Origin of the sequence: Synechococcus sp. R55.7 (genome assembly GCF_047461955.1) — a bacterium.
In the GTDB taxonomy this organism is placed as follows: domain Bacteria; phylum Cyanobacteriota; class Cyanobacteriia; order Thermostichales; family Thermostichaceae; genus Thermostichus.
Genome location: NZ_JANSIC010000336.1, coordinates 1 through 1,576 on the forward strand (window position 1 = coordinate 1; position 1,576 = coordinate 1,576).

General features: G+C 51.0%; 1 protein-coding gene. It reads left to right on the forward strand.

Annotation, left to right across the window (positions count from 1 at the left end; all coding sequences use genetic code 11):
• Positions 1-139: 139 nt before the first annotated feature.
• Positions 140-1,576 (forward strand): RAMP superfamily CRISPR-associated protein (locus tag NW820_RS12300; protein ID WP_414407632.1); only part of this gene is annotated, 1,437 nt, incomplete at its 3' end.

The window sequence follows — 1,576 nt, forward strand, 5'->3', positions numbered from 1 at the left end:
GAAGCCGTTCGCCACTTGCAACGTGTAGGAGTTGCCGGTCGCGGACCTTCTCAGAAGGTGAGGGGGCTAAAATGCCCTATGAATTCTAAAAGTCCTCTCGTAGGTTGTCTCAGATTAAAACAATGGAGGATCCTAAACAATGCGCAAACTTTTACCTGCTGAACGTCCCCGCTGGTATGGACTGAAAAAAGAAGATCCCAAACATGTCGGTAAAGAATGCGGCTATACCCCCCAAACCTCCGACATTACCGACAGTCGGGCTAATAGAGATATTACGGAAGCCTGGAATGGAAAGCCCTGCTTTGCCCTCAACAAAACTAAAGATCCACGCACAATATCCATCGGCGATCTCAAGCTGATCAGCCCCCTACAAATCGGCGGGGGTAGCTTTCCTGAAGGTGGGATCCTTCCAGCCCAAGCAGCCGGAATACCCTGGATCCCTGGCTCAAGTGTGAGAGGATCCTTGTTGCACTATTTGCGGAAACATTGGGACGGGATTCCAGAGAAAGAGCAAGCCTTTTGGCAGACATTATTGAATGAAAATCGAACTGCTTGGCTGCCGAAAAAGATTCGGTTTGAGAATCTCTTTTTGGAGAAGTCTAACCTCAAGCCTTATCCACTCAACCCTCAGCAACCCTGGCAAGTTTTTAATGAAAGGGATCCAAAGTTGGGTGTGCAATGGCAAATCCCTGCCGGAGAAGGCATGAATGCTCCCAAATATGCTCTCAACATCACCCTTAAAGAGATCCCGACCGAAGAGCAGAAAAGCTGGGTTACTCAGCGGATGAAGGAAATGTTGCGCCATCAAGGGCTAGGACGTGGGATCCATGCAGGATTTGGACGGATAGCAGAACGGATCCCTGTGGGGCAATGGACGATAGAATTGCAAGGGATGAAGCCCTGTATCCAGCAGCACATAGTTCAGAGTGGTCAGGTGACGCAACAAGGGCAATATCGTTGGAGTCCGCAAGTTTTACGGGCCAATCTGCGGGGATGGTTTACTCGTTTGGCCTTGCCTTTGTTGGGAATACAGAACACTGAAAGGCTAACTAACAAAATCTTTGGCGGTTTGGGTTGTCCTGCCGATTTGGTGCTGTGTAGCTACAAAGCCTCGGATCCATTGCCTGCTCTCAGTATTGAGGATGGGTTGGCCAATGGCTACGCCAATATACCTGCCCGTGACGCCCATGAAACCTGGGGGATCCAAGTTGAATGCAATGAGCCATTTCAGCCCTTGATTGGCGATCTGCTGAACCTGGCCCAACAACTGGGCGGACTTGGCCCTGGCTGGAGAAGACCCCCGCATCAACTCACCAGCTTCCGAGGCTTTCGGGGCAGCCAATTTACCCTCAGAAATGTCAAGCCCTTGCCATTGGCTCCGTTGATCGACAGCCTCAAGGTTCAGATCAGAAGTTTGGCCGGACAATATGGGATCCCGGTTTTAAGTCAGCCTTATCTGGGGACGGGGTGTATCTTCAGCATTTGGGAATCAGAGGATCGCAAGGCTTGGATGGAGATTGTACATGGGGTGTGCAGCACCAAGGCCAACCCTCGACCGGATTGGTGTGGCAGCTCA